This window comes from Rhizobium sp. 10N414, assembly GCF_056394785.1.
Genome location: NZ_JBFTIN010000012.1, coordinates 121,437 through 141,701 on the forward strand (window position 1 = coordinate 121,437; position 20,265 = coordinate 141,701).

General features: G+C 56.6%; 19 protein-coding genes and 4 pseudogenes. 11 read left to right on the top strand and 12 right to left on the bottom strand.

The genetic code is table 11. From position 1 onward, the window contains the following. Nucleotides 1–13 precede the first annotated feature (13 nt). The 4 genes and pseudogenes from AC1DE4_RS13855 to AC1DE4_RS13870 all read right to left on the bottom strand — a co-directional run. A pseudogene (locus AC1DE4_RS13855) lies at nt 14–346 on the bottom strand (transposase); the annotation flags it as partial. Between the two features lie 129 nt (nt 347–475). After that, nucleotides 476–715, bottom strand: a complete 240-nt coding sequence (locus AC1DE4_RS13860; protein ID WP_477881739.1) for a hypothetical protein — start codon at nt 713–715, stop codon at nt 476–478. 995 nt (nt 716–1,710) lie between these two features. After that, nucleotides 1,711–1,953 (bottom strand): DUF982 domain-containing protein, encoded by a 243-nt coding sequence (locus tag AC1DE4_RS13865; protein ID WP_477881741.1) that lies wholly within the window; start codon nt 1,951–1,953, stop codon nt 1,711–1,713. Nucleotides 1,954–2,423: 470 nt separating this feature from the next. Then, a complete protein-coding gene (locus tag AC1DE4_RS13870; protein WP_477881743.1) occupies nt 2,424–2,693 on the bottom strand; it encodes an EAL domain-containing protein in 270 nt (89 codons plus the stop codon). On the opposite strand from AC1DE4_RS13870, the pseudogene AC1DE4_RS13875 reads away from it, so the two are divergent. The 4 genes and pseudogenes from AC1DE4_RS13875 to AC1DE4_RS13890 form a co-directional block, all read left to right on the top strand. Beyond that, nucleotides 2,690–2,809, top strand: a pseudogene (locus AC1DE4_RS13875) (DNA polymerase IV); the annotation flags it as partial. The gene AC1DE4_RS13870 and the pseudogene AC1DE4_RS13875 overlap by 4 nt on opposite strands. A gap of 108 nt (nt 2,810–2,917) precedes the next feature. Next, nucleotides 2,918–3,943: an alcohol dehydrogenase AdhP gene (adhP, locus tag AC1DE4_RS13880; RefSeq protein WP_477881745.1), complete on the top strand. Its 1,026-nt coding sequence runs from the start codon at nt 2,918–2,920 to the stop codon at nt 3,941–3,943. Between the two features lie 40 nt (nt 3,944–3,983). After that, nucleotides 3,984–5,234, top strand: a complete 1,251-nt coding sequence (locus AC1DE4_RS13885) for an aminotransferase class V-fold PLP-dependent enzyme (protein ID WP_477881747.1) — start codon at nt 3,984–3,986, stop codon at nt 5,232–5,234. Between the two features lie 419 nt (nt 5,235–5,653). Next, nucleotides 5,654–5,871: pseudogene (locus AC1DE4_RS13890) on the top strand (DUF892 family protein); the annotation flags it as partial. 63 nt (nt 5,872–5,934) lie between these two features. Here AC1DE4_RS13890 and AC1DE4_RS13895 read toward each other — a convergent pair. Beyond that, entirely contained in the window at nt 5,935–6,168 is a 234-nt protein-coding gene (locus tag AC1DE4_RS13895; RefSeq protein WP_029792545.1) for a hypothetical protein, read from the bottom strand. A 750-nt stretch (nt 6,169–6,918) separates the two neighbouring features. Here AC1DE4_RS13895 and AC1DE4_RS13900 point away from each other — a divergent pair. Further along, nucleotides 6,919–7,959: a fatty acid desaturase gene (locus AC1DE4_RS13900; RefSeq protein WP_477881749.1), complete on the top strand. Its 1,041-nt coding sequence runs from the start codon at nt 6,919–6,921 to the stop codon at nt 7,957–7,959. A 439-nt stretch (nt 7,960–8,398) separates the two neighbouring features. Here AC1DE4_RS13900 and AC1DE4_RS13905 read toward each other — a convergent pair whose 3' ends face one another. From AC1DE4_RS13905 to AC1DE4_RS13925, 5 genes are all read right to left on the bottom strand, one after another. Continuing rightward, the gene (locus tag AC1DE4_RS13905; protein ID WP_477881751.1) at nt 8,399–8,692 is read right to left on the bottom strand and encodes a YkgJ family cysteine cluster protein; all 294 of its coding nucleotides are present in this window, start codon (nt 8,690–8,692) and stop codon (nt 8,399–8,401) included. Nucleotides 8,693–8,727: 35 nt separating this feature from the next. After that, nucleotides 8,728–9,012, bottom strand: coding sequence for a hypothetical protein (locus AC1DE4_RS13910; RefSeq protein ID WP_029792542.1), 285 nt, complete (start codon nt 9,010–9,012; stop codon nt 8,728–8,730). 220 nt (nt 9,013–9,232) lie between these two features. Continuing rightward, nucleotides 9,233–9,424, bottom strand: coding sequence for a hypothetical protein (locus AC1DE4_RS13915; protein ID WP_192305407.1), 192 nt, complete (start codon nt 9,422–9,424; stop codon nt 9,233–9,235). Nucleotides 9,425–9,731: 307 nt separating this feature from the next. After that, on the bottom strand, nt 9,732–9,941 hold the full coding sequence (locus tag AC1DE4_RS13920; protein ID WP_018116770.1) for a cold-shock protein: 210 nt from the start codon (nt 9,939–9,941) through the stop codon (nt 9,732–9,734). Between the two features lie 849 nt (nt 9,942–10,790). Then, nucleotides 10,791–11,114, bottom strand: coding sequence for a hypothetical protein (locus AC1DE4_RS13925; RefSeq protein WP_477881754.1), 324 nt, complete (start codon nt 11,112–11,114; stop codon nt 10,791–10,793). A gap of 217 nt (nt 11,115–11,331) precedes the next feature. Between AC1DE4_RS13925 and AC1DE4_RS13930 the strand changes: the two genes are divergently transcribed. The 6 genes and pseudogenes from AC1DE4_RS13930 (at nt 11,332) to AC1DE4_RS13955 (ending at nt 15,219) form a co-directional block, all read left to right on the top strand. Continuing rightward, nucleotides 11,332–11,763 carry a hypothetical protein gene (locus tag AC1DE4_RS13930; RefSeq protein ID WP_029792539.1) on the top strand — a complete coding sequence of 144 codons (432 nt, stop codon included), beginning with the start codon at nt 11,332–11,334 and terminating at the stop codon, nt 11,761–11,763. Nucleotides 11,764–11,766: 3 nt separating this feature from the next. After that, a complete protein-coding gene (locus tag AC1DE4_RS13935) occupies nt 11,767–12,993 on the top strand; it encodes an HlyD family secretion protein (RefSeq protein ID WP_029792538.1) in 1,227 nt (408 codons plus the stop codon). A 378-nt stretch (nt 12,994–13,371) separates the two neighbouring features. After that, nucleotides 13,372–13,806, top strand: a complete 435-nt coding sequence (locus AC1DE4_RS13940; protein WP_029792536.1) for a pyridoxamine 5'-phosphate oxidase family protein — start codon at nt 13,372–13,374, stop codon at nt 13,804–13,806. Between the two features lie 746 nt (nt 13,807–14,552). Then, nucleotides 14,553–14,738 (top strand): hypothetical protein, encoded by a 186-nt coding sequence (locus tag AC1DE4_RS13945; RefSeq protein WP_477881756.1) that lies wholly within the window; start codon nt 14,553–14,555, stop codon nt 14,736–14,738. Continuing rightward, the gene (locus AC1DE4_RS13950; protein WP_477881758.1) at nt 14,738–14,992 is read left to right on the top strand and encodes a hypothetical protein; all 255 of its coding nucleotides are present in this window, start codon (nt 14,738–14,740) and stop codon (nt 14,990–14,992) included. The genes AC1DE4_RS13945 and AC1DE4_RS13950 overlap by 1 nt, the downstream gene beginning before the upstream one ends. 15 nt (nt 14,993–15,007) lie before the next feature. Then, nucleotides 15,008–15,219, top strand: a pseudogene (locus tag AC1DE4_RS13955) (hypothetical protein). Nucleotides 15,220–15,421: 202 nt separating this feature from the next. On the opposite strand, the gene AC1DE4_RS13960 reads toward AC1DE4_RS13955, so the two are convergent. Continuing rightward, the gene (locus AC1DE4_RS13960; protein ID WP_477881760.1) at nt 15,422–16,588 is read right to left on the bottom strand and encodes an amidohydrolase; all 1,167 of its coding nucleotides are present in this window, start codon (nt 16,586–16,588) and stop codon (nt 15,422–15,424) included. Between the two features lie 709 nt (nt 16,589–17,297). Further along, nucleotides 17,298–19,895, bottom strand: a complete 2,598-nt coding sequence (locus AC1DE4_RS13965) for a bifunctional diguanylate cyclase/phosphodiesterase (RefSeq protein ID WP_477881762.1) — start codon at nt 19,893–19,895, stop codon at nt 17,298–17,300. Nucleotides 19,896–20,265: the final 370 nt, after the last annotated feature.

The window sequence follows — 20,265 nt, forward strand, 5'->3', positions numbered from 1 at the left end:
GTTGCCGAAGGACGGGTCCCGAACCGACCACCTCGGTCCTCCGTTTGATCTCTCCATTGAGGCGCTCAATCGGGTTCGTGCTGTGAAGCTTGGTCCAGTGTTGCTTGGGAAAGGTCATGTAGGCGAGCACATCTTCCTCCACACTATCCATGAGGCCAGCAAGGTTCGGCACTTTCGGCCTGATCTGATCGGCGACGTTGCGCCATTGTTGGCTGGCGGCCTCGGGCGTGTCCTGGGCAAAAGCTGTTGCAATGAAAGCGGAGACCACGCGTCGGCCACTCTAGCCGGCATGAGCCAGCGCATTGCACATGAAGTGAACCCGCCGGCATCTTTGCCAAGTGGCGGAAAAGCCGCTCTCTCGGCCAGCACAAAGGCAACCTTGCGATTCGCGCGACCTGGCCCAGCGTTGCGATCAGGGCTCGACAGTCATGGGTTGGTGTTCAGAGACGCCAGCTTCAAACAAGCTCTCGTGCGCCTACTGACGGGCATCGTATGAGCCGCCATTGGGTATTGCTGCAGCCTCTGCGAGCTTTTCACGAGCAAGGCGCAGGAGTTCTTGTCCGTCGTGTGTGCCTTGTTGCCACAGCGATGTTAGTAGAATCGCGATTTCAGCGACTGCTCTGCGGTCTCGCTCGACACCGTTCTCGCGGCACAACGTCTTCAGCGCGAGTTTGATGGTGGCGGAATCAGGAACCATTTGCAGGTCTATGCCCATCGGTTACTTGCCTCCCGAGAGCTCCAGCATCGCGATAGTTCTATGGACATCGCCCTCACGATTAGACCTACTAATAGTTTTCTCGGCCCACACTGTGCTCGTACGCAAAAGGACTTTCCTGGTCGGCGGGACCGGGAAAGCCCTTGATCTTTCGCCGCGCGGGTCTCGGGCTGTGCGACTCGGATCAACCAGAGATTGCCTGATATTATTCGCCGAAGAAATCAGACTGAAGCCTGAATCTCGTTTGGACTTTGGTCTGACTAGTGGAAGGCGCTATCCTTCGGCCAATTGAGTGTAGCGGCGCAAAGTCACGGTCTAGGGACCGACGTTACCACTCCCCGCACGATAGGGTTGCCATCCACTTTTATCTTGCAAACTGCCTCTGCTCTCTCACCTGGCCGGTTTCGCTCTTTCAAGGTGACGGCGACTTGCTTTTGTTCTTCCTTGCTAGGGGGATAGCAAAACGACCATGCGTCGCTGAGATAGAATGGAACCTCCGATGGCAGCCCCAAATAGCGTCGAGTTTCTCTCTCGTTGGGTACATCAACCATGATCGCACGGAATCCGCTTGGGTAGGAAAGTGAAAATGCACCCTCGGGCATCGGTGGTCTTGTGAAGTACCCCGCGCGGTATTCGTAATATGCCAGATAAGCTGCGCCTGCGACGATAGCCGTAACTATAATTCGGTCTTTCCACTTCCCCATCTGCCCCGCCCAATTTCCCCGCGCAGCTTTCAACAAAGCGACGAGCGCCCCACGGCCTACGTCTTGATTCCATTATATTCAAGTAGGCGATCATAGTACTTCTCGGCCCTTCGCATAGCCCGGCATTCCTCAAAGGCAGAACGAAACCCCGCGAATTGGCGGGGCCTTTGAGGTGGAATTAAGAGGACGCACCAGAGCAGGCGCAAGAGCTGCGCTAGCAAAGAAGCCGCATTCGTCAACAAAGAGCCCCGGCGGGTGCAGGCGATCGGGACACGCTGCGAGGCTACAGCCCTAGGCGAGCCGGAATACTACGCTTGCATCAAGCGCCGCCGCAAGGAATGCGGACTGGGCTTCTCCCTGGGTTGCAGTGCCTGCCACGGTACCAGCGCAGGCCTGCATTGCCGAGAAGAAGGCGCGGCCGTTTGTCACCGGCCAATTTGTAAAGAGCATATCAAGGGCTTCTTCTGCCGATGCAACAGTATGCAGCATGCGGTTGCGTTCAACGACTAAGACCAGCCAACCCGGTGTCGACACAAGGTCTCCGATTCCGCTTTACAGGGATACGCACTGATGGATAGCGCGGTCACTCTCTATAAACCCCGCCCGTGACACGTTGTTCCCATTATTCCGCGGGAAGACGAAGCAGGAGCAATTCCAGCAACTCTCGGTGCGCGAGCGTCGAATTCGACGACATAAGCTCTATGGCGACATTTGCGGCGGCTTGCGCCTGGATGCTTTCAGGATCGGTTCTTTTCCGGTAGGGAGTTGTTGCCGGGCAAGGGCGTCCGCAGCGGACGTCGATCCGCCTTTTTGGTATTTGGTGCACGAGGACCGAAATTGATGCCCAATGAGGTCGGACGGGTAGAGGGCATTGGTCGTGTCGGTGCAAGCGGGCTGCAAGGGACTGCGGATCTTCTGGAGCCACGCCCGCCGCCCTGTTCGGCGAGGAGGACGGCGACTGCCGAGGCGCGCCGGCCGCGTGTGACTTATCTCCTCACCGTCCTTTATCCGGCATTGCGCTTTTCATAAAATGCCATGAATTCTTCGAACGGGAGGGCCTTTGAGTATAGCCAACCTTGCCCGAACTGAATGCCGGAATGACGCAGGGTCGTTACCTGCTCCGCTGTCTCGATCCCTTCCGCGACCATCTTCAGTTTCAGGCTATGGGTCATCTCGATGATATAAGGTGTCATCAGGCTTGTCGCGGCATTCCGGCCGATAGCATCTACGAAGGACTTGTCGATCTTGAGCACCGACGTTCGGCGGCTGGTCACCGGAGATTATCGGTCGCCGGCCCCCAGTCACGGTCGATGGCTCAGGGGCACGCGGCGTAGTTGCAGTGGCAAGTTACGAGGCCGGGAAATCCGACGGCCACTCCGCCATGCCGTCCGAACGAACCTGGGCAACCCTGCGATACGTGTAACAAACACGATGCTACTTGTATAAGAGGTCTTGTGGTGCTCTCCTTCGGCCGCTGTCCTATCGTTGGGAGAAGACCATGCCGAACATGATGAAAGCAGCGGTTGTCCGCGATTTCAATAAGCCACTGGTTATTGAGCAAATGCCGATACCAGACCCTGCGGATGATCAGATACTGGTGCGTTTCGCTGCGACAGGCGTCTGCCATACCGATCTTCACGCCGCCCGTGGGGATTGGCCCGTCAAACCAAGTCCACCGTTCATCCCAGGCCACGAAGGCGTTGGATATGTCGCCAAGGCCGGTCGTTCGGTGAAGCGGTTGAAGGAGGGCGACCGGGTCGGCGTTCCGTGGCTCCATACTGCTTGCGGATACTGCTCTCATTGCCGGACGGGTTGGGAAACGTTGTGCGGAAGCCAGCAGAACACGGGCTATTCTGTCAATGGCTCTTTTGCCGAGTACGGCCTCGCGGACCCCGACTTTGTCGGCATCCTCCCTGACAAACTCGATTTCGGCCCGGCAGCGCCGGTCCTGTGTGCTGGCGTTACCGTGTACAAGGGCCTCAAGGAAACCGAAGTGAGCCCTGGCGAGTGGGTAATGATCTCCGGCATCGGTGGCCTTGGACACATGGCCGTCCAATATGCAAAAGCGATGGGAATGCACGTCGTTGCCGTCGACGTTTCCGAAAGCAAGCTCACTCTTGCGAGCCAACTTGGGGCAGATGTGACGGTCGATGCACGGGAGCCCGATGCAGTTGCCAGGGTCCAAAAGGAAGTCGGCGGGGTGCATGGCGCGTTGGTGACTGCTGTGTCTCCGAAGGCTATGGAGCAGGCTTTCCACATGCTGCGTTCCAAAGGGACGATGTCGCTCGTCGGACTGCCGCCGTCCATGATCAGCCTTCCCGTCTTCGACACGGTTCTCAAGCGCATCACGGTGAGAGGCTCGATCGTCGGCACACGCCAGGACCTTGAGGAATCCATCGGCTTTGCCGCCGACGGGAAGGTGGCGTCCCACTTCAGTTGGGACAAGCTTGAGAACATCAACGACATTTTCGCGCGCATGGAGGAAGGCAAGATCGACGGCCGGGTCGTCATCGACCTCCAGTAGCCCGTTAGCGAACACAAGGAGAAGTGCAATGCAGGGCTCCATGACCAGACGCACGCTTATGCGGTTCGCAGGCGCAGCCGCCACAGTCGCGACGACATCAAACCTGCTCATGTCCGCGGCACGTGCAGACACGATCAGCGGGGACATGTACTGGGAACTCGTCCGCCACCAGTTCATCTTCCCGGAAACAGCAATTCCGATGAACAGCGCGAACCTTTGCCCGTCCTTCGAGTCTGTGGCATCAAAGGTGGCAGAATTGACCCGGGTCGTGGACTACGACGTTTCGTTGAATAACCGGGCGCAGTTCAACGACCGGCTCTCCAGTTCCCGAATGAAGGTCGCGGCCCAGATTGGAGCCGATCCGGATGAAATCGCCCTGGTTCGAAACACCTCCGAGGCTAACAGCGTCATCACCAACGGTCTCGACTTCAAGTCGGGAGACGAGATAGTCATTTGGGATCAGAACCACGTCACGAACAACGAGGCGTGGGATATCCGCGCCAGGCGGTTTGGCCTGAAGGTCGTGCGCGTGGCATTGCCGCGACTACCCGAGAGTGACGAACAAATCGTCGAGCTGTTCTCCAAGGCCTGCACCGACCGAACGAAGGCCGTCAGCTTCACCGAATGCTCCAACGTGAGCGGACTGAAGCTCCCGGCCAAGAAAATCGCGGCGATGGCTCGCGAGAAGGGCATCCATTGTCATGTCGACGGGGTTCAGAGCTGGGGCGCGTCAGCGCTCAACCTGCACGACATGGGATGCGACACCTTCTCGGCCAGCGCACACAAGTGGTTCATGGGTCCGAAGGAGGTCGGTATCCTCTATGTTCGCAAAGGACGCGCCGGCGGAATATGGCCAAACACGATCGGCTACACTGGAGAGATTAAGGTCGAACTCGACCTCGACAACGCAAAGAAGTTTGAAACGCTCGGACAACGCGATGATGCGGCCATCGCAGCGATCGCGGACACTGCGGATATTCACACTCAGATCGGCCCGCAGCGTGTAGAAGCCCGCATAGCGGAACTCGCGAGCCAACTAAAGCAGGGATTAAAGGATCTCGGGGCTACCCTTGTCACTCCGGAAAATCCGGCGATGAGCGGCGGGGTTGTTGTGATAGAGGTTCCGAAGGAAAACCAAAAAACGGTGGTCGACACCCTTTATTCAAAATTCGGGATAGCAGCCTCTTCCAGCGGCGGGTTACGACTTTGCCCCCACATTTACAATACACAGGCCCACATCCAACGTGCTCTCGACGGAGTAGCCTCGATGCGTGACCTTGTAAAAACCTGACGGATAGCGGCATCTACTTACCCTCAGTACACCGGACATGATCCAGCAGCACTGCGGCGGTTTTTGCCACAGGACAAGGCGGCGTTGGCAGCGCGCATTTTAAACGAGGTTTGGCAAGCGACCTAATGAGAATCGCTGTGCTGCAAAACGGGTGGCAGCGGGTCGGTTAGCTCCAGCTAGCCGATCGCGCTCGCTCCGCACTACCTTAGTACTCGGTCTTGAAGGGAATCGAACCGGCGTCACTCAAGTCAACCGACGGGAACACCTGGAATCATCTTTCTGGCGTAGGCTCTATTGTGGAACTCGCCAAAAGCCGGCCCAGCGTCATCACCTTCCCCAGACGGCGGTGCCCGTGGGCAAGGTCAGATTGACTGCCGCCACCGATAGACAAGTGAAACGAATCTGTTGGAATGGCGGCCAGCGCGGCTCTCGACGCCGACCCGAATTCTTCGGCGCAGGCCGTCGAGCATTGCGAAATCGCTCGCTATAGTACTCTGATCGCATGGGCGGACCAGCTGGGTCTGAAGATGCCGTGCCATTTCTGCAATCACCTCTTGCCGAAGAAGAGGCCACCGACAAGAAGCTCATGCAGCTTGCTCAAAGTCGGCAAGCAGGACGCAAAGGCCGTCCTCGGGCGGCCTTTGCGCTTGAATGGAATGGCTGGTTCCAACGCTATTTGGTCGGGCTTGAACCGACGACGTTAGTGAATCGATGCGGACGTCGGCGCGTTCACCTTCGTCGAACAGATCCCAACGTATGTTCCGATGAGGGAGGCCGCGATGGCGTCAACCGTCAGGTATCCGTCGTGATAAAGGTCGATCGCCGCGTTGCAGAGGACCTGGGAGGCATGATTTTCAGGTGACTCTGCGTAGAAACGGTACCAAGCCTGGACAGCTTCCGACATCAATCGGAAGCCAGTTTCGTGCTTTTCCATGAACATCTCCTTGCGCAGAAAGTAAGCTTCTGCGCAACGGTGTCAACTTCGCCGGCTGTCCGCCTTGGCCCACGAATTATGTCACATTTCCTTACTGTTGTTGGACCGCAATTATCATTTTCTGTGAGTTTTATCTCGCGATAATATTTCGTGCCGCTTCTATCAAACAATGGCAATTGGTGCTATTCAGGCCGCATCAAGCGCTGCGCCCGCAGAAAGATCCCTTGACATACCGCCGCTTCGCGACCGCGTCGTCCTCCGACGCGCCGAAGATGATAACCCGATACGAGGCCGGGATTTGCGATACCGCATAGGAAAAATATCAGGAAAGGCGGTGATGTCACTGATCACGCCTCATGACAAAAGCGGAAAGCTCGATTTCAATTGAGAGGATCGAACCAATGGCCAAAGGACAAATTGCGAAGCAACCGCGAGACGCGGAAGCCTAAGCAGGAAAACGCGCCGGTGAGGGTTGAGGCGACCTTCGCCAATCAGATAGAGGACGCCACGAAAAGCAGCCTGCAGGGCGGCAAGCACAAGAGATGAAGCCAAAAGGAAGCGCGCCAAGCGGCCGCGCAGCAATTATCAAGCGAGCGTCCCTACGACAACGTTCCGAACCTCAGGAGATCCAGCAGCGATGAACTCTTTTCATCCAATCTACCGCTTCGACTACCCGCTTTTCCTCATCAAATCCGCCGTTGTGATAGCACTTGCCTTCTCTTCATTCATTGCGATTGGTGGAACTATTCTTTGACCAGGCCCCTCCACCGCGATCAAAGCCCACCCCTGTCCGATGAAAAGGCTTGGCTCAAAATCCTCGCCATGTATCGCCAGCCGCATCTCAGACGCAGCGTTTTCGAACTTGTAGTAACGGCCATTCCATTTGCGTTCTGCTGGGCTGGTGCCTTGGCGGCGGTTCACTACGGCTACTGGGCCGGGCTCGTTCTGATTGTTCCCGCAGCCGCCTTTCTGCTTCGCTTGTTTATGATCCAGCACGATTGCGGCCACGGCTCCTTCTTTGCGCGTCGCCGTATCGACGACTGGACGGGCCGCGTGATCGGCGTCCTGACGCTTACGCCCTATGATTACTGGCGCCGGGCGCATGCGGAACATCATGCCTTGGCGGGAAATCTCGAGGGGCGCAGCGTTGGCGATATAACAACGCTGACGGTGTTGGAGTATGACCGCCGTTCCTGGATCGGTCGGCTCAGCTATCGCCTGTATAGGCATCCGGCAATCATGTTTGGCATCGGCCCCGCATGGCTGTTCCTGTTCAAGCAGCGGCTTCCCTTCGGCATGATGCGATCCGGTTCCTTGCCTTGGATATCCACCATGGCGACAAATCTGGCGATCGCGCTCATCTCCACGATATTGATATGGGCAATCGGAATCCTGCCCTTCCTGCTGGTGCATCTGCCCGTCGCCCTATTGGCCGCAACCGCGGGCATCTGGCTCTTCTACGTGCAACATCAGTTTGAAGAAACCCATTGGTCGAGAGAACCGGAATGGCAATTTCCACATGCGGCCCTTCATGGTGCATCGCACTACGACCTTCCGTTGGCTCTTCGCTGGATCACGGGCAACATCGGTATCCATCACGTTCACCACCTGTCGAGTAGGGTCCCCTATTACAGGCTTCCGGAGGTGTTGAGAGACCACCCGGCATTGGCCGGTATTGGCCGCATCACCATGATGCAGAGCCTGCGCTGTGTAAAACTGGTTTTGTGGGATGAGCACGGGCGACGCCTGATCTCATTTCGAGACGCCGCGCAGCTGCGTCAGCCACAGTAGTCTCGTTCGTCAAACAGCAATCTGGCGTTCGGAGCAGTTCAGCCGTCAGATTGTGGCACCGAAGGCTGACCCCTCGCTATACGAGCGTAAGCCTTTGATCTACAGACAGAAAATTGAAATGGGGCGGGGTCAGGATCGGGGCCGATGATGACCCCTCCTATGGCCGACGAACGTTCGGCGAGGTTGTCACCTTTAAGCTGGGGCATGGTCGCGCTGGGGATGAAGAAACAATCTGGGTTCAAAAGGAGGATGTCGCCGAATGGCGAAGGACCCGTTCCACCCGATAGCAGGGCTACTAGCCTCCGGTTCCGTCGCCTGACCTGCGCTGCCCCTCGATACATCTCAAAAATTTAATGTATCGCGCCGTTAGTGCGCCCCCGTCGCCCATTGCCCGGTGCACGTCTAAGGCTAATCGCGAAAAGAACCTTAGACCTGCCAGCTAGAAACCAAATTTAGCCCGCGCGGTCTGACAAGCATCATCACCAGGAACACAAGCTCGGCAAACATCCGGCCGAACTTCATAGACAAGGCATGCCGTGCTTATGCCTACTTCACCCGCCAGCGCGGAACATCGCGAGCCTTCGCAGCGCATCCCGCCTTGGTCAGCTGCCACATAGTAGCCGGGGACCAAATCCAGATCGTCATCGGCTTCCGTGGTGAACCTGGGCCACTCGGATGAGTATGAGCAGCACGCTCCGCAGCTTTGGCAACCGACTTCGTCGACAAACGCCACGCTCGCCCTCGTCGCGCGAGGGAGATTTCTGTGCTTCACTTGTGCTTCAGAAGCCAAAGCTTGCCCGCCATGGTAATTCCGTGAGGCGAATGCGCCGCACCATCGGATCGATCGAGAGTGCGAAGGAGGTCAAGTTCCGTAAGCCGCTCCACCGTCGCCGTTGTGACCGACTTCACCTTGATTGGACGCTCTTTGAACCGGTCTGACTTCGCGAAAGTGATGGTAGCGTTAAGATGTGTCCAGGACTTGCCATCTTGGGAATGCAAGTCGCCATCCTTCGCAAGCTTCAAGGCTTTAACGTGAGACGGCGTCAACTCCACCGAAATGGCTTGGGAATTTGCGCTGAATTTCTCTTTTGTAATCAGAAACGGTCTCCTTTAATTTCCTTGGCTCCCAGATCCTGGTAATTTCGCCCTTAGCTTTAGCGTGCCTAAACCGCAGCATGGAACCGGACATAAATCCGGCTCCGCTGTGCTTCCATCTCATCTCCATGCCAGTACATCCGTGGTCAGGGAGGCGAAAGGTTAGGCTACCCGCGTTCTAAGTCTTACTTTTCCTGGACTGCTCTACGACAGGCTGCGCCAGTCTGAGCGCCCTGAGCTTTTGCGTTTTCTTGTCGCGTTCCGCCACTTCGGCTTCGAGAATATTGCGAACTGTCGCATTCATCTGCGTCGCTTTCGCGTCGGCAGAAAGTTTGGCAGGGTTGAAAAACGCGTCTTTCGTGATGGTCATGATCTCACTCCCATTAAGGCTACCTCTCCACCAGGCGATCAGGCTTTGCGGGAATTTCTACGGCTACCGTCGGACTTGCCTTTGGCAGATGATGTCTTCGCATCGTACGTTTGGCCGAAATTCGTTCCGCCAAGGTGACCGCCGCCACTGGTGTTCTTCACCTGGCGGAGGGCCCGCTGGATTTGCTGGTCGGCATTTGTCTTTTTCATTCGATCACTATCTCTGAAAACGAGGAAAGGAAGGGGTCCCGACTTTTGAAATGTTCGGTCGATGCCAGGACATCCCTGGCAAAAGACCGATGGTTTCTTTAGGCGGCTTGGAGGTTTTCAGCGGCGCTCTTGCCCGAACGGGTATCCTCGACAACGTCGAAGCTGAGCTTCTGGCCTTCAGACAGGAAACTCATCCCTGAACGCTCGACGGCGGAAATGTGAACGAAGATGTCCTTGCTGCCGTCCGTAGGCTGGATAAAGCCGAAGCCTTTAGTAGTGTTGAAAAACTTAACGATACCTGTGTTCATGACGATTATCCTTTTCAATCGCACGAGTAGTTGCTGCCCGACGAAAGCCGTCGGCAGTCAATGATCGATGTCTGTAAGAAAAGGTTCGCCAGCTGCGTCATATAACGCAAAGCAAAGCTCAAAAAGCAAAAGTCGATGCCCTATATATAATGAGCAATACGTCGTAATCAAGACGAGAGACCCCGCCCCCAATTTCTCTGTGATGTTCGAAAGCCTTCGGCGGCTTCAAAGGAAAACGTAGACGTGCTTTTTGATCCCACGCTGCGACGAGATCACTGAATTTCCTTGAAGGAGCGCAATCCAGCTCCTGCCAAAGCCTATGCGGCGCAATTCGGCCAAGACGTAATTCGGGTGCCCTTGTACCTCCCCTGGTTGGGGCGCAGGCCAAATCCGGCGTCGAGAGTGTGACGGGCGATACCGGGGTTTGCTTTTTCGCTCTGGCCGCTATCGGCGATCATTCCAAGTGCGCCGCACGCTATTCATCCGCCAGCCGGCCCTAGGCCGTCACCTCGATTTCGAGGGAAGTACAGTTGACGGTCGGACGCGTTTCGCTCGGTTATCGTCTACGACGCTGGCCCCTGGCGATCTGGCGCAGCATACTTTGACCCGCCGTAAGCATCTCGACGTGGAAGGTTGCGAGCGCCGCGATGAGTGAGAGGACGGCACCCGCAAACAACAAATCATCATCAAAAGTCTCGCTGAAAATTGACCGCGCTCGTTCGGGTATCAACGGAATTCTTGCAACAGAGCCCTAATTTTGCTCACGACCGGCTTTTCTGCCGAACCGCGCACCTCCGCGTGGAGGAAGACGGCGCTCAGTCGGCCGATCATCGAAAAGTTAGTATCAGTCTAAAGCAAAATGAAAACCAGGACGGTGACACCGGTAAACATCCCAAACCCGAGCCCGATCTTGTTGGCCTTGGCTTGTGCCCTACGCTGCATGATTCGGCGTTGCGCTGTCTTGATCTGCCCATTCACCAATTGCTCCGCCTCGTCGTAGCGCCGCCTCTGCTCCTTAGCCAGTTCCTCGCGGACTTCCCGCGTGTCCTCCGGTATCAATTTGATACGGGCCGTGTAGCCCAGGGCTTTGCGACATTCGACGTCGGCAAGAGCCTCTCTCATGGTGTCAAAGACGCCTTCGATCACGTAATCGACCATTATAAAGTATTTCATGGCTCCGTCCCCTGCGCCCCGCTACATCTTAGACCTCCGCCGGCTTCTGAGCCACTATGGCGCTTGGAGTGGTCTGCGAACGCGAGGAACAGACCAGCCAGAAAGTTCCGGGAAACACCGCCGGTCGTAATCGAAAAATTCCCTGTTCAGCTCGCTGGAATTTGCTATGTCTCTACAGGTACGACAGGAACAACGATCCTTCGATGGGACTTCCGACATGGACCAAGAAATCCATCCTGCCGCGATTGAGCACCTGCCAGTCTTCATCACCGCACCTGGGCAGACCGACTATCTTTTCGTGGCGGTCGCTATCTTTCTCCTGGTCATGGTCCTCGTTATTGGCAATCTCTATTTTCAGCTACATGCGCTTCCAGAGCGAATGGCGCATAAGACGAGCAAGATCCAGCTGGAAATCGTGGCGGTGCTGGGTTTGATCTCGTTGTTCACGCACAACCATCTTTTCTGGATTGCCGGTCTCTTGCTGGCTTTCATCGAATTTCCGGACTTCTCGACACCGCTCTACTCCATTGCCCGGTCGCTCGGGAAACTGTCCGGTCGTGACGTCCAGTCGACAGGAGACCCAGCGCTGGTTCGAGAAGAGCCGATCGTGTCAGAATCGAAGGTGGACTCCCACGGAGAGGGCAACTGAGCCATGTTCGAACTGATCCTGTGTTCCCTGCTGACGATCGTTCCAGACTATCTCTACCGACGCTATGGCCAAGGAAAGCGGATCGGCCGCGAAATCACACTCTATAGCGTGTGGTACGAGCTGCGCTGGGGCATTTCTGCTTGTCTCCTGCTGACGATTTCGCTGATCACCATGATCTTCTACTTCCATCCATCGACGTCGAATGTCACCGCCATATTCCGCACCGTAACAATTCTGCCGGAAACAGGCGGGCGCGTGGAAGAGGTATATGTCGGGATCAACCAGAAGGTCCAGGCCGGTGATCCGCTGTTCAGGCTCAACAGTGACGCCCAGAAGGCCGCGCTTGATGCGTCCAGGCGCAAGATTGCCGAAGTCGACGCCGCAATGAAAGTGGCTCAGAGCGAGCTCGCAAGCGCCGACGGCGAAATCAAGCAAGCCCAGGGAGACTACCAAACGGCCGTCGACGAATACGAGATGAAGAAGCAGCTCTTGAAGAACGACGCCGTGGCCAGGCGCGAGGTTGAGCGGCTTGAAACCAACATCGATAGTCGAAAGGGTGCGCTCGATTCAGACATCGCCAAAAAGCAGACCTTGCAAACGCAGATCGAAGAACTTCTGCCGGCTCAAAAGGCCAGCGCTGAGGCGGCCGAAAAACAGGCGCAGGTCGATCTCGACAAGACCGTCGTCAGGGCCGGCGTCACCGGGACCGTGCAGCAATTCACGCTGCGTCGCGGCGACGTGGTCAACCCGCTGCTGCGTCCCGCCGGCATCCTGGTCCCAGAAAGTGCGGGCAAAAACGTGCTGATCGCCGGCTTCGGGCAGATCGAGGCGCAGGTGTTGAAGACGGGAATGATCGCCGAGGCGACTTGCATCGGCCGGCCGTTCACCATCATTCCGATGGTTGTAACCGAGGTTCAGGACGTCATCGCCGCAGGTCAATATCGGCCGACGGACCAACTGCTCGACGTCCGGCAGGTATCGCAGCCTGGGACCCTGACCGTCTTCATGGAGCCACTCTTTACCGGCGGCCTCAACGGCGTTCCCCCGGGAAGCAGTTGCATCGCCAACGCCTACACGAATAACCACGACGCGCTTGCCGACAAGAACATCGGCACCTTGCGCTGGATCTTCCTGCATGTCGTGGACACTGTCGGGCTCGTCCACGCGATGATATTACGGCTGCAAGCCCTGTTGCTGCCTGTACAGACCCTTGTCCTGCAGGGCCATTAAGTCTCATCGATCCCATGCCGGAGCGGCAGAAAATCGGCGGTGCTGCTGACCGCCTGCCGCCCGGCGAAGGATGCCAGACGAGGAATCCGTTCGACCTGTAGCTTGGGATGGGCCAACTCCGGCGGGCTTGGAGAGCATTTAAAGAACCGGGCAAGAGCGTAGCCGAATTATCAACCGCAGGAACAAACCGTTAAACGATGCGCCGACAAGGCGGCGCCGGTAGTGCGCACAATCAAACTGTGTGGCCGCGGCAGGAGCGGGCGAGCGAAGGCTCTCGGCACTCCTTTCCTCAGTGGCGGCGAACCTTTTTTAACAAAGACCGTTTCCATCTCACGGACAAGGATCCGCCGATCCGCAGCTCTGTATGGGAGTTTTGAAATGGCAGGCAAGTCACTCGCCGATTTATCCGAAAAGATGCGCAAGATCGACTTTTGCATGATGTCGACGAAGACATCGAGCGGAGTAATCGCAAATCGCCCCATGAGCAACAATGGAGACACCGAGTATGATGGCGATAGCTATTTCTTTTCGTATGACAACACCTCAAAAATCACTGACATCGATCGCGATCCTTGCGTGACGCTCGCCTTTTGCGAAGCGCCCAGCATGCTCGGCAGGCCCGGCATGTTCATCTCGATTGAGGGCAAAGCGTCACTTGTCCGCGATCGCAGCATGTTCGATGACCACTGGGTGAAAGATCTGGAACGCTGGTTTCCACAAGGCGTTGAGACCCCGGGACTTCTTCTGATCAAGGTCCAAGCGGACCGGCTGAAATATTGGGATGGCGAAGACAACGGTGTCATCGAGGCGTGACTGAGACTTAGCTCCGACAGAGGCTTCGCCCTTCGTTAGCGGTTCCCATCTGGAAGAGCGGGCTATTGCATCCACACTCTTTCTACTCGGCACAAGGGAAGAAGAATGGATGACAGAACTGACCTGTTCGACACTTCCGCTCTTCAGTGGCATCGACGCCAGTGCCTAATTCCACCTGTTCGAAATTTCCGGGCACGTTTCCACCGGGGACTTAATGCTTTTGAGCAAATGGACCGCATCTGCGGGTAAGCGTATATTAGGATTGTCGAAACATGGAAAAGACAAAGGTAAAGGCCTAACTCCAATCATGCGGATCCCCGCCGCAGAGGAGTTCTCTTCAGAAGTGCAAGGGGAGGTTCTCGCCCTCTCGTGAACCTCCCTCCTACTTCCACAACATGCAGACCGAGCGCCTGAAACGATCGAGATCCTGCTCATATGGGCATCTGGACGCGCTTGAAACTTTCGGCCATAACGCTAGTTATCGAGACGCAGTGTTCTGCTGTCAGGTCCACACCGTCTGTAGGTCCATGCAAAAAAGCCCGACGACCCCGTCCGTCGGGCTTTGCTTTTTCAATTTTCTCACAGAGGGCGCGTAAGCGACATTTGCAACCTTGAACCACTTCGATCTCGCTACTTTACCACCATACCGTTACTCGGCATCGGCCAAGTGGGCCTGGCACTGTTGCGAAGGTCTCGGCGCGCAGTTCAGTCGAAAGACGGCTAGCGCAGGCGCCGTGGAGAAAATCATGGAGAACGCCGCGACAACTATTCCGGCTGGTTTGGCCGTCCTCGATGGAGCCTATTCCGGATCTCGCGGAGCGGGGGTGGGGCTTACGCAGTCTGCTGACGCGTTGATCGACGCGGCTGCCGAAGATACTGGTCAGCGTAAGGAACTTCTGACGAACGACGTTCCTCCCGGCGCGGGTGGCTAATGGACCGTGTCGATTTCTCCGTCGTGAATGCTGTCCTCAAGACGATCTGTCGCGAGAAAGGAATTGCCAGAGACAGGAAAGCAGTACTTCAGATCGCCACATTGCTGTTGGCACTTTGGAAGCAAGGCGAGCACGAACGAGCCGCGCTGGAACGCGTTGCGCGGGAAAAACTGGCAGAGGCTTCGATCATCCTCCCCGATACAGATACGGAACAATCAAGCCTGGATCAGATCCAGCCATACACGGTCCCCTAGATAGCGGAGGCGGTGATGTGGGCAATCTTGCTTGGCGCAGCTCTTGTCGTCGACGGAACACTCGTCCTTTTCCGGCCAACGCTTGATAGACGGCTGAGTGATCCGCATCGAACGTTGCAGGGTGGCCGCACGCTCGAACCCCGAGGCCAGTATCTCCAAAAAACTGGCCAGCATTGGCACTGATTGCGATTGGGGCGTTCATTCCGGCTTTTGCTGGGTACTGGTGACGGCTTGAACGCGTCGTGCGGCGGCAGCATGCTCCGGAAGCTGTACTTGACGCTTCTCCGCAAAGGTTTACATTCAACCCATCATGTCTCTGACGGCTGACCACGGATGTACTGGCAGTTGTTGTTGAGACAGATTACGAGAGGTCGGCGCCGAGGGAGGTGCCGGCCTTTTGTTTGCACGCCTGACACGGCCTTATGGACGCTAAAGGCGCCCGAGCTCCTGATTTGCCAATGACAACCAGTATTTGACGCCGTAAATGATTGCTCTATCGTCGAAATTGTATGCAGGGTGATGAAGGTAGGCACTGTCTCCATTCCCGACCAGAATGATGGCGCCCGGGCGTTGCTCAAGCATGTATGCGAAGTCTTCAGCCCCCATCGATGGCGCATAGGCCGTCTCGACACGACCCGCTCCCACGACGTTGGCGGCAGCCGACACGGCCACACAGGTCTTCTCCTCGTCGTTGACGGTAACCGGATATCCTGGAATCCAGGTGATCTCTGCCTCCGTTTCGAAGAGCTTGGCTGCCATCCCCACGATATCGCGGAAGCGTTGCTCGACTGCCTTGCGCGTTTCAGGCTGCATTGTTCGAATTGTACCGCCTATCTTAACCGATGCAGGAATCACGTTAAGAGCCTGGTCGTTGCCTCCGTTCATGAAGGTGACCGACACGACAACCGGATCGAAGGGATCGGTAAACCGGGACGCAATCGACTGCAGCGCGGTGATCATATGCGCACTTACCAATACCGGGTCCCGGGTGAGGTTCGGGGATGCCGCATGCCCACCCTTGCCATTGATCGTCACCAGGAACCGGTCGGCGCCTGCCATGAAAGGACCGCTGCGTATGGCGAATGAACCAACATCGACGCCTGGCTCATTATGCATACCGTAGACTTCTTCGATCCCGAAGCGCTCCAGGAGACCTTCCTCAATCATGACGCGGGCACCGCCACCGCCTTCCTCGGCGGGCTGGAAGATCAACACGATCGCACCTGGAAAATCGCGGCTTGCGGCCAGGCACTTCGCCGCAGCAAGCAGCATTGCAGTGTGGCCGTCATGACCGCACGCATGCATGCGGTTCGGCACTTTTGATGCGTAAGGCAGATTGGTTTGCTCCGACATGGGAAGAGCATCCATGTCGCAGCGAAAGCCAAGCATTTTACCGGGACCTCTTGAGCCGTTGATGACGGCCACGACACCCGACTTCGCGATCCCCGTGACAACCTCATCGCAACCGAACTCATGTAGTTTCTCTGCAACGAAGGCCGCCGTCTCAGGCAGATCGAAAAGCAGTTCCGGGTTTTGATGTATATGTCGGCGCCAAGTCTTTGCCTCTTCGGCGACAGCTTCGATGTCCAGTTTCACGTTCGGCTTCCTTCGTGATTTCCCCGGCGTTCTGTCACAGGAGTCGCTCGCATTTCAAGCGACAAGCCGCGGCTCTCTGTATTGCTTAGCTGGCAAGGGCGAGCCATTGCGTCGAGAGAGGGTGCCTCCTCCACGCCCATGCGACTGAAGCCTCGACGCCGGACGCACTGATCGGAACGTCTCGGGGAAACCCCGCAAATTGACCGCTAACTAGCCACCTTCCAATTGATCACGGTGACATCGGAATCTGTCGAAAGACAGGGATGAGCGGGTTGGAGTTGCTTGACCAGTGTATTGACGTTGGAAAAGCCACTTTGGCTGAGCTCGTCCGAACTCAGTGCCGAGATCGATTTTCTCTGGACGGAAACGACGTGCACCGGGGTCGTTGGCCAACATCCACTCGCAGATCTGATCTCGAGAGGCCCCGGCTTAACCGTGCAGTATCCAACGCGAACCGCAATCGTCTTGGTGCCGTTTTCAACGGACGCCATGTGATTGTCCGCGACAATCATGTTTTGCATCATGCCTCCGATTATCTCTACCTCGGACCAAAGCCAGGGAACGCAGACCTGACGGGAGATGCAAAATAAGCAAACAGGAATGTGAGGCAAACGCAAAAGCCGAATAGCTGCTATGCGCGCCTCCAGATTGACTATTGGAACGTGCCGGGAAACTCCTGCCGCCTGTCTTTTGCCGCCGATACACTCGGTCAGGCAGCGACGTCGCCCCAGGCTCTGGCGCCATCCCATCGCTCGATGAACGTGGACAGTTCGGGCGCTGTCACGGGTTTGCTGAAATAGTAACCTTGGACCTGGTCGCAACCCTCTTGCCTCAGGAATTCCGCTTGCTCCGGTGTCTCGACGCCTTCGGCTGTTGTAACCATGTTCAAGCTCTGCCCCAGGCCGATCACGGATTTCACAATGGCCCCGGACTTGTCCTTGCTGTCCATGTCGCCGATGAAGGATTTGTCTATCTTGATCTTGTCGAACGGAAACGAATTCAGATAGCCCAGTGACGAATAACCGGTTCCAAAATCGTCCATGGCGATCTTCACGCCAAGGTTCTTCAGACCGTTCAGGATCTCGAGTGCAGCCGACGCATCATTGATCAGCACGCTTTCTGTGATTTCAAGTTCGAGCCGTTCAGGCGCCAAACCGGTCCGCACTAGAACCTGGCGGACGGTTTCAACCAACTCCCTGTTTCGGAACTGGACCGGGGAGAGATTGACCGCAACTCGAAGGTTTTGCCAATCGAGCACCTGGCGGCAGGCCGTCTCGAGCACCCACTCGCCGATCGAAACGATGAGGCCAGTCTCTTCGGCCAATGGTATGAAATCGGCAGGCGATACCAAGCCGCGTGCTGGATGACGCCACCTTACGAGCGCCTCCACGGCAGCGACTTGACGCTTCCCGAGATCGATCAGCGGCTGATAGTGCACTTCCAGCTCGTCCTTTAGAACCGCCTGTCTGAGGTCGTATTCTAGTGCCTTGCGCTGCTGGAGTTCGGCGTCCATTTGCGCTTCGAATATCCGGTAGGTTGCACGCCCGCTCTGCTTGGCTCTGTAAAGAGCAATGTCGGCATTCTTCAACAGGCGCTCGGGATCGGTCTCTGTGGCGTCTGCAATGGCGATGCCGATGCTGACACCAACGTGCAGATCCTGCCCTTCGATCGTAAAGGGTGCGCGCACCACGTCGATCAGCTTTCGGCTAAGCTCCTCTGCTTCAAGGGGTTGAGCAACGCCCATTTGAATGATTGCAAACTCGTCGCCACCGAGACGGGTGACGGTATCGTGCTTGCGCACGCATCCGAGCAGACGGTTCGACAACTGCTGGAGAAGCAGGTCCCCTGCCCCATGTCCGAGCGTATCATTCACTTCCTTGAAGTGATCGAGGTCGAGACAGATGATTGCCACGCGTGCGCTCTGTTCCGCGGTCGCGGCCAGTGCGATGTTCAGCCGTTCGCGAAAGAGCGCTCGGTTGGGTAGACCCGTGAGTGCGTCATGATGGGCAAGATGGCTGGCTCGCTCCTGTGCTTCCACCTCCTCGGTGATATCAGTCGCCGTTCCTCTAAAACCCAGGAACTCCCCTGACGAAGCAACGATCGGGCGCCCCGCCAGCCGGCAAATGCGCCCATTGCCGTTGGCGTCCCGATAAGCACAACGCAGATCCCGGAAGGCGCGCTGATCGCTGCTACCTGCCATCAGTTGCCTCCAGCCATCTGCATCCGTATCACGCGAGAAGAATTGTTCGAACGTCTTGCCGAGAATGGCTTGTGGCGAAAGTCCCGTGACGTCGCTGAAGCGCGTCGAGAAGTAGACCAGTCGGAGATCATTATCGCTCTCCCAAATCCAGTCGGAGGAAGCTTCAGCAACATCCTTGAACCTGGTTTCACTCTCTTTGAGCGTCTGTGCATATGCTTCGACAGTTTTCGCGGAGGCCTCCAGAGCCGAGGTCGAACGGCGAGCATTTCTGACCACCAGAACGGCAAATGCCGCGAGCACGACAAGGGCGATGCCGAGCGGTGGCAAGATGAAGCGAAGGAGCTGCTCGCCAGGTTTCGGCGGAGACCAGGAGATCGTTCCGAGGAAAACGCGATCCTGAGTCAGGAGTGGGATCGAGGCCTCGGCATCGTCCACTCGATCAAGCGAGATTTTCAAATCGGACAGCAAGTAGTCGCGCCCCATCCGATCGAGAAACTTCTGGTCCAGTCGTTCGGCGAAAACCAACATGGTGAGGTCTCTTGGCTTTACGTTCGAACGGTCAATGGAGGGCGGAAGTATTCCATTTGCCGCCACCACATAGATATCGCTCCCGGACTTGATCAAGCTTGTCGTTGGGTCGGCCTGAATGGAGGCGACATTCAGAAGATCCCGAAGTCCGCGTGGCATCACTTTCAGCGCGTCGACGTCCTTCGGCTCTCCATCGATCAGCCCATAGATCGTGCGGTTGCCTGGAGCGACGGCGAATACCAGTTCGTAGCCGAGGTCCTTGTAAATGTTCGGACCGATATTCCCGTCCGTCGCGGCCCAGGCAATGTTGCCGCTCCTGCTGACGTTTTCGTAGACATCCTGACGAATGGTATAGTTGCGCAGATCCCGTCCGACCTCTCGGGCCTTTACTTGGAGTGCGGTTGTCGCAAGTCTCGTGGACGCTTCGACTTCCAGCTTGTTTTGTTGGCGTGCCGACAAGACAAGGACGACGGTTACGACCAAGATTGCGACAACCATGACTGCTGCCATGGGATAGACGATCCGTCGAATGAAATCTCGACCGGAAAAATTAGCCACATCATTGCCCAGACCATGCATGTTATCCTCGCTCAGGTTGAGCGACACGCTACGGCACAAGTACAAATGACGGGTTAAAAATAGTTATGCTTTTTCAGTACCGCAGTTGCCCGCTATATGTCTGAACGATGCTAAATGTAGAAGGGAGTGCCCGCGTATCCGAACGCTTGAAACCAAGTACAGCATTCAAGCTACAGCGAACTTAGTTGCAAAGTGCTGCACGCGCGGACCGGCCCACTGGAGCTTGTGGGACAAGACCGGGCCGATAGGGGATAGTTGGGTTGCGACAGTAACGTCCGCGTTGAACCAACCTATTCGCACGGGCGACCTTGTAACCAGCGACGATCGCCGGCCAAGTTCGGCTGTCACGTTCCGGGTCAACCCTCGGATT

What these genes read in the sequence shown, in the direction of transcription:
- AC1DE4_RS13860 (WP_477881739.1), bottom strand. Translation starts at nt 715, where the DNA reads ATGGGCATAGACCTGCAAATGGTTCCTGATTCCGCCACCATCAAACTC.
- adhP (WP_477881745.1), top strand. Translation starts at nt 2,918, where the DNA reads ATGCCGAACATGATGAAAGCAGCGGTTGTCCGCGATTTCAATAAGCCA.
- AC1DE4_RS13885 (WP_477881747.1), top strand. Translation starts at nt 3,984, where the DNA reads ATGACCAGACGCACGCTTATGCGGTTCGCAGGCGCAGCCGCCACAGTC.
- AC1DE4_RS13895 (WP_029792545.1), bottom strand. Translation starts at nt 6,168, where the DNA reads ATGGAAAAGCACGAAACTGGCTTCCGATTGATGTCGGAAGCTGTCCAG.
- AC1DE4_RS13915 (WP_192305407.1), bottom strand. Translation starts at nt 9,424, where the DNA reads ATGACCATCACGAAAGACGCGTTTTTCAACCCTGCCAAACTTTCTGCC.
- AC1DE4_RS13920 (WP_018116770.1), bottom strand. Translation starts at nt 9,941, where the DNA reads ATGAACACAGGTATCGTTAAGTTTTTCAACACTACTAAAGGCTTCGGC.
- AC1DE4_RS13925 (WP_477881754.1), bottom strand. Translation starts at nt 11,114, where the DNA reads ATGAAATACTTTATAATGGTCGATTACGTGATCGAAGGCGTCTTTGAC.
- AC1DE4_RS13930 (WP_029792539.1), top strand. Translation starts at nt 11,332, where the DNA reads ATGGACCAAGAAATCCATCCTGCCGCGATTGAGCACCTGCCAGTCTTC.
- AC1DE4_RS13935 (WP_029792538.1), top strand. Translation starts at nt 11,767, where the DNA reads ATGTTCGAACTGATCCTGTGTTCCCTGCTGACGATCGTTCCAGACTAT.
- AC1DE4_RS13940 (WP_029792536.1), top strand. Translation starts at nt 13,372, where the DNA reads ATGGCAGGCAAGTCACTCGCCGATTTATCCGAAAAGATGCGCAAGATC.
- AC1DE4_RS13945 (WP_477881756.1), top strand. Translation starts at nt 14,553, where the DNA reads ATGGAGAACGCCGCGACAACTATTCCGGCTGGTTTGGCCGTCCTCGAT.
- AC1DE4_RS13950 (WP_477881758.1), top strand. Translation starts at nt 14,738, where the DNA reads ATGGACCGTGTCGATTTCTCCGTCGTGAATGCTGTCCTCAAGACGATC.
- AC1DE4_RS13965 (WP_477881762.1), bottom strand. Translation starts at nt 19,895, where the DNA reads ATGCATGGTCTGGGCAATGATGTGGCTAATTTTTCCGGTCGAGATTTC.